The following is a 5,172-nucleotide window of genomic DNA, read 5'->3' as shown; positions in this document are numbered from 1 at the left end:
GCTGGAGGCCATCGTGCATCGGGCCAGGCAGCTCCTGGCCACCGACGTCGCGTACATGACGCTGCACGACCCCGCCGCCACCGCGTACGAGGGCCCCGCCTCCTGCTTTCCAGGGTCCAAGTGCAAGGCCTTCGCACTGGGGGCGCTACGCCCCATTACAGGCTCAGGCAGCGCCTCCCAGGGGACTCCGCCTCCTGCGACCCCCGAACACCCCCGCCCGTTTGCCTGGCTACACGGTGGACTGGCGAATGCCCACCGAATGGGCGTCGCCGACACTCGGACGTTCACTTGAAGGCACTCACCTCAAAGTCGGGCCTTCCAGGACACATGGCATCCACGGAACCACCTCGACCCTTGTTGCATATCAGCACGTCCCCGAGAACGCTCGCCCACGCGCGAACCAGGCCGAACAACCTCGTCAAAGCCTTTGCCGCAACTTCAAGAAGATCTTTATTTGATCCACTGACAGACAGTGCTTACCTTGTCACGATGAGCGCATGCATCGTGCTGATCTGACGAACGCCGAGTGGGAAAGAGTGGCACCGCTGCTCCCCTCGGCCGGCAGGCGTCCCGGTCGCCACACGGACGACCGAACGCTGATCAACGGAATGCTCTACCAGGCCAGAACCGGCGCGCGCTGGCGCGAGTTGCCCGAAAGGTTCGGCTGCTGGGTCGCGATCTACAGACGCCACCGCCACTGGGCCGCCACCGGCACCTGGCAACGCCTGGTCATCACGCTTCAGGCCGGCGATGACGACACCAGCCGCCTCTTCCGGGGCGGACCGGAGCGTGTCGGCACCGCCCGCAGACATCCCCGCGTCAACCGCACCATGCCACCGTCCTTCGCTCCTCAGATCAAGGACATCGCGGTACTGGCGAGCCTGCATGCCTTGCTCGGCCACACGGTCAGGCTGAGGAGCCGCTAACAGAGCCACCGCACTCCCAGACCAGGCAGCGGACCCAACAGGCGCCGGAACCCAGACCAAAGGGTTCCGGCGTTCCTGCTAGCAAGGCCATCGCGAAAGCGAGCCACACGCCCTTAGCGGCTCGACAGCGTCTCCTGGAGTGCTCCGTCCTCCAGGGGCCAACGAGTTCGTTGCCGAAGAGCAGGCTGGACGGACACGCACTCACTCCAACCTGGGCCGACGGCCACGCCAGTCACCCAACCGGCCAGGGACTTGCTCCGTCGCCACGAAGGTTCTCCACTACGCGCCGAAGCCCGCCAAAAGCACCGCACGGTGGGACAGGACTCTCCTCGTGAGTTCGACCTCCAGTCGATCACCAGCGAAGCCACGTACACGCGTGGGCCATCAGTCGCCCGGGTATGTCCATCTGGCCGCAGGGACATGTTCGTGGCGACAGCCCGGCGCTCGATTGTTGACACTTGGCCAGCGGGCGTCGGACATCATACTGTCTGTCCGATAACGGAGTGTAACGCACCACATAGGGCTGTTTTCCGTTTTGTGATGATAGTGCGTCTTGCCGGACAGCCCAGATCTACTTACGTTGATCATCGGATGTTGATGGGCTCCGAGCTGCGCGGTAGACGTACACGTCGTCGCGGCGGAGAGCGACGGTCAGCGCCTTGACGGCGCTCTTCGTTGTGGTTCGGAGTGTGATGGCGCATGCGCCGGAACTTGTCGTGGCGTCATTCTGTCGGCACGGTCATCGCCTTGACCGGTCTTGCCCCTGGCCTGCTCATTCTGCCTGCTCAGCCTGTTTCGGCACTCTCTGGCGTAGTTGCGTCCGCCGCTGAAGGCGACATTTCTTCGCTGGTGATTCCGCAGCAGATGACGGGATCGCCAGCGGGCTTGTCGTCGCTACTGCCTGCCACGCAGATCCCTGCGGCCGCGAAACCATCGGACGGGTGGCGGTCCGAAGTTCGCCTCCCCAAGGGGGCTGTACCGCTGGAAGATCGGACTATTGATACAGCGGTGGCCAAAAAACCGGGAGCGCGCTCTTTACCAGCCGGGGCGTTGCGCGCTGAGGCGGCGGATCGGGCCACGATGGCCGTGCCCACGCTCCTGGACCTGTATCCGAAGCAGGGCTTCTTGGTCGACTCGCTGACTCCGACGTTGCAGGCATGGGGGCAGAGCGGCAACGGCAGCTTTGCGCTGTCCTATTCGTTCACGCTGTGCGATGTCGAGTCGATGTCCGGTGCCGGGTGTATGAGTTCGGGTTACGTGGCGAACAACGCCAATAGGTGGGAGGTTCCGGCCAGCAAGCTGGAATGGGGCAAGCAGTACTGGTGGACGGTCACGGCCAAGGATTCTTCTGATTCCTCGACCACGACATCCTCGGTGATGACGTTCACGACCGGGGTGCGGCAGCCGGCGGTGACCTCGCAGCTCGCTGGTATGAGCAATGATGGGCAGGCGTTCAACCAGCAGAACGGAAATTTCACCACCACATCTACCGATCTGGCGGTGGCGTCGGCGGGGGCGCCACTATCGGTAGTGCGTACGTACAACAGTCTGGATCAGCGTACCGACGCCTTGTTCGGCGCAGGCTGGTCGACGCGGTGGGACATGCGCATCGAAGTGGAAACACGTAACGGTCGAATGTCGGCACTGGTGACATATCCAGATGGACGCCGGGTGCGCTTTCTTGAGGATGAGGATGAGATATTTCAGCCGCCGCCCGGCATGTCAGCCACGCTTACCCTTCAGCGCGACGAATGGCGACTCAAAGACAAGAGCGGCATTAGCTACCTGTTCGGCGCAAATAACCGCCTGGTCAAAATAACCGACAATCGGGCTAGTATCCAGGAACTCGTCTACGGCACTGATGGAAAGCTCTCCAAAGTGACCGCCTTGGGCGGGCGGGCGCTGTCCTTCACCTGGACCGGCTCCCACGTGACGTCAGTAGCCAGCGATCCGGTGGACGGAAAATCCTTGACATGGACTTATGGCTATGACGGGGATCGGCTGACCCAGGTGTGCGCTCCAGTGACGGCACCCAATTGCACCCGTTACGACTATGGATCTGGGTCGCTGTATCGCAGCGGTGTGCTCGACTCCGACCCGTTCGGCTATTGGCGACTCGGAGAAAGCTCTGGCGCCACCGCCGAGGATCAGGGGACGGGAGCCGGGAAAGCCACGTATCAGTCGGTAACTCTCGGGCAGCAAGGCGCCCTGGCCGGTAGCACGGACACGGCCGCCTCCTTCAGCACCGGTTCATCGACCGTGAACTTCCTGAGCTATTTCGGATCGGCCAATTCTATTTCTCAAAGGGGAAGCTTTGGTAGGTCTTGCGATCCCTCATAGGAAGCGTGGGGCCATCCGCATGCTCCACGCCACCCTGACAGCCTTAGCAGTTGCGCTATCCGGTTGCGGAACAGGGAGTTCAGATGAAGCTCAATGCATTGAAGTGGCAGTAAAGGAGGCAGTCGAGCTCAAGAAGGAAACAACGAAGCTACTGCCACCCAAAGTGGCGGAAACCGTATCCGAGAACCATGGATGCGATTCGGGAGGCGAAGGCTCATATCTCATTTTTGAAACAGATCGCAGCATAACTGGTTATAAGCTGCTCGAGCCATTTCGTCGTCACAATTGGGAGGCACTGGACGCTCCAACCGACAGTTGCTCTCAATGCACTGCAGGCGTTAGCAAGGAAACAGGCGGGAGAATCATCGACGTATGGGTTTATGATCGGTCGGACCTGCCAACAATGGAAGTGGTCGTGCAATATCGTTGATCGATCTGCTGGAGCAACCCGCGTCGTTTTCCTAGAGCTGTTGCCGATCCAGGAGTCGTGCAGCGATGCTGGCGACCAGGCCACGTGATGAGAATGTGATCTTTCAGCATGCCGAATACGGGCAAAGTTTGGTAAGTGCGGACCATGGCGCGGTAAAAATGCAACATCGCCATGAGACGCCGCTCAGCTTAAGCAATCATTCCGGCTGTCACCTGCTACTCCCGCCATCGCCCTAAAGATCAATATGATCGTCCCACACCGTTTGCGGGTCCAGTTTGACTGGCTGTCGCCACCATAATCACCCCTCCGGGCGCACCTCCCCACGACACGCGCACCCAATGCGGTCTGAATCCATTATCAGCGCTGACCATGGACGCCACATGGCGGTCAGGGTGCCGTGGAGGCAAGCGCACCTGATGTCGTGTTCGCGGCCAGGTCGTATGTCGGAACCGCATAGTGGCCAGCCGTTGGCGGCGGAGATGACCTGGATGTTGCCGCCGTGGTGCTTGTGCTTTCCGGACCACCACAGGTCGGCGCCGTTGGGGCCGGGGGTGGCGACACGGTCGGTGGCGATGACGATGCCGTCGAGGTTGACGTGAGTCAGGCCCGCCTGCTGGGCGGCGTTCAGGGCTTGGTGCAGATCTGGGGCGTGCGCGGCCAGGGCCTCGATGCCCTCGTGCACGTAGCGATAGGCGATTGCGCCGCCGATATGGTGATCGGCGGGCAGTTGCCGAATGCGGGTTCCGTCGCGAACCAGCGCAAGATGAGAACGGCCTGGGCAAAGCAGCCGAGTGCCCGGCGGCCGTGCCGGATGCCTCTGCGGCGGCGTTCGGCGTGCAGCAGGGTGGACAGGAACAGCACGGTCTCCCAGCGTCCATCGATGATCGCCGAGCATGTGACGCTTTGGTGAGCAGGTGAAGCCTCTGGTTATGAAGTTGATCTCTAGTCAGACCACTTCTATCAGGGGCTTTACACATTTTGATTATCGGATCGGCATGCCCGGACAAAACCAGTCGCTACATAGAGCGACAACTCGTTGCGGAGAATAGTTTATTGCCTTCGATGGGGCCGCTGTTGTGAGACAGAGTAAGTCCGGCCAGGACGGCAGCGTAGTCGCGGCGGATGCCGTGAACGAAGGATTGCAGCCGTCGCAGGTCGTCGTTGTCGGCGTCAGCGAGCCAGGCGTCCAGTCGGTCGCCGCGGCGGCCGGTGAGCATCTCGGCGAAGGCTGTGACGTGGGTGCTGAGCCGGCCCAGGATCGGACTGCGGCTCTTGACCTGGGTGAGGTTGTCGGTGCTCGCTTCGGTGGGGTGGTGGGGATGGCTGGCGATCCATTTGGTCGTCCCGGACCTTAGCTTGACTCTGTCGGGAATCTTGAAATCATCCGGCATGTCGCGAAGGGCGACTGATCAGTAACTGTGAGGCTTCTGGGGTCGGCGAAGTCGGTCATTCCCCCAAGGTGGTCAGGTGTCTCTA

4 protein-coding genes and 1 pseudogene are annotated in these 5,172 nt (G+C 61.5%); 3 read left to right on the top strand and 2 right to left on the bottom strand.

Annotation, left to right across the window (positions count from 1 at the left end; translation table 11 throughout):
• The first annotated feature begins 497 nt into the window (after nt 1–497).
• The 3 genes from AB0I15_RS66500 (at nt 498) to AB0I15_RS66490 (ending at nt 3,696) form a co-directional block, all read left to right on the top strand.
• Entirely contained in the window at nt 498–926 is a 429-nt protein-coding gene (locus AB0I15_RS66500; protein WP_358121037.1) for a transposase, read from the top strand.
• A gap of 699 nt (nt 927–1,625) precedes the next feature.
• Entirely contained in the window at nt 1,626–3,266 is a 1,641-nt protein-coding gene (locus AB0I15_RS66495) for a DUF6531 domain-containing protein (RefSeq protein WP_358121034.1), read from the top strand.
• 19 nt (nt 3,267–3,285) lie between these two features.
• On the top strand, nt 3,286–3,696 hold the full coding sequence (locus AB0I15_RS66490) for a hypothetical protein (RefSeq protein ID WP_358121031.1): 411 nt from the start codon (nt 3,286–3,288) through the stop codon (nt 3,694–3,696).
• A gap of 418 nt (nt 3,697–4,114) precedes the next feature.
• Here AB0I15_RS66490 and AB0I15_RS66485 read toward each other — a convergent pair.
• Both AB0I15_RS66485 and AB0I15_RS66480 read right to left on the bottom strand, forming a co-directional pair.
• Nucleotides 4,115–4,557, bottom strand: a pseudogene (locus AB0I15_RS66485) (transposase family protein); the annotation flags it as partial.
• A gap of 155 nt (nt 4,558–4,712) precedes the next feature.
• Entirely contained in the window at nt 4,713–5,087 is a 375-nt protein-coding gene (locus AB0I15_RS66480) for a hypothetical protein (RefSeq protein ID WP_358121028.1), read from the bottom strand.
• Nucleotides 5,088–5,172 lie beyond the last annotated feature (85 nt).

The organism is Nonomuraea sp. NPDC050643 (assembly GCF_040654715.1).
In the GTDB taxonomy this organism is placed as follows: domain Bacteria; phylum Actinomycetota; class Actinomycetes; order Streptosporangiales; family Streptosporangiaceae; genus Nonomuraea.
Note: the sequence above shows the minus strand (reverse complement) of the source record. Positions and strands in the feature narration are given on the sequence as shown.

Coding starts and splice junctions, on each gene's coding strand:
- AB0I15_RS66500 (WP_358121037.1), top strand. CDS start 498: ATGCATCGTGCTGATCTGACGAACGCCGAGTGGGAAAGAGTGGCACCG.
- AB0I15_RS66490 (WP_358121031.1), top strand. CDS start 3,286: ATGCTCCACGCCACCCTGACAGCCTTAGCAGTTGCGCTATCCGGTTGC.
- AB0I15_RS66480 (WP_358121028.1), bottom strand. CDS start 5,087: ATGCCGGATGATTTCAAGATTCCCGACAGAGTCAAGCTAAGGTCCGGG.
- AB0I15_RS66495 (WP_358121034.1), top strand. CDS start 1,626: ATGCGCCGGAACTTGTCGTGGCGTCATTCTGTCGGCACGGTCATCGCC.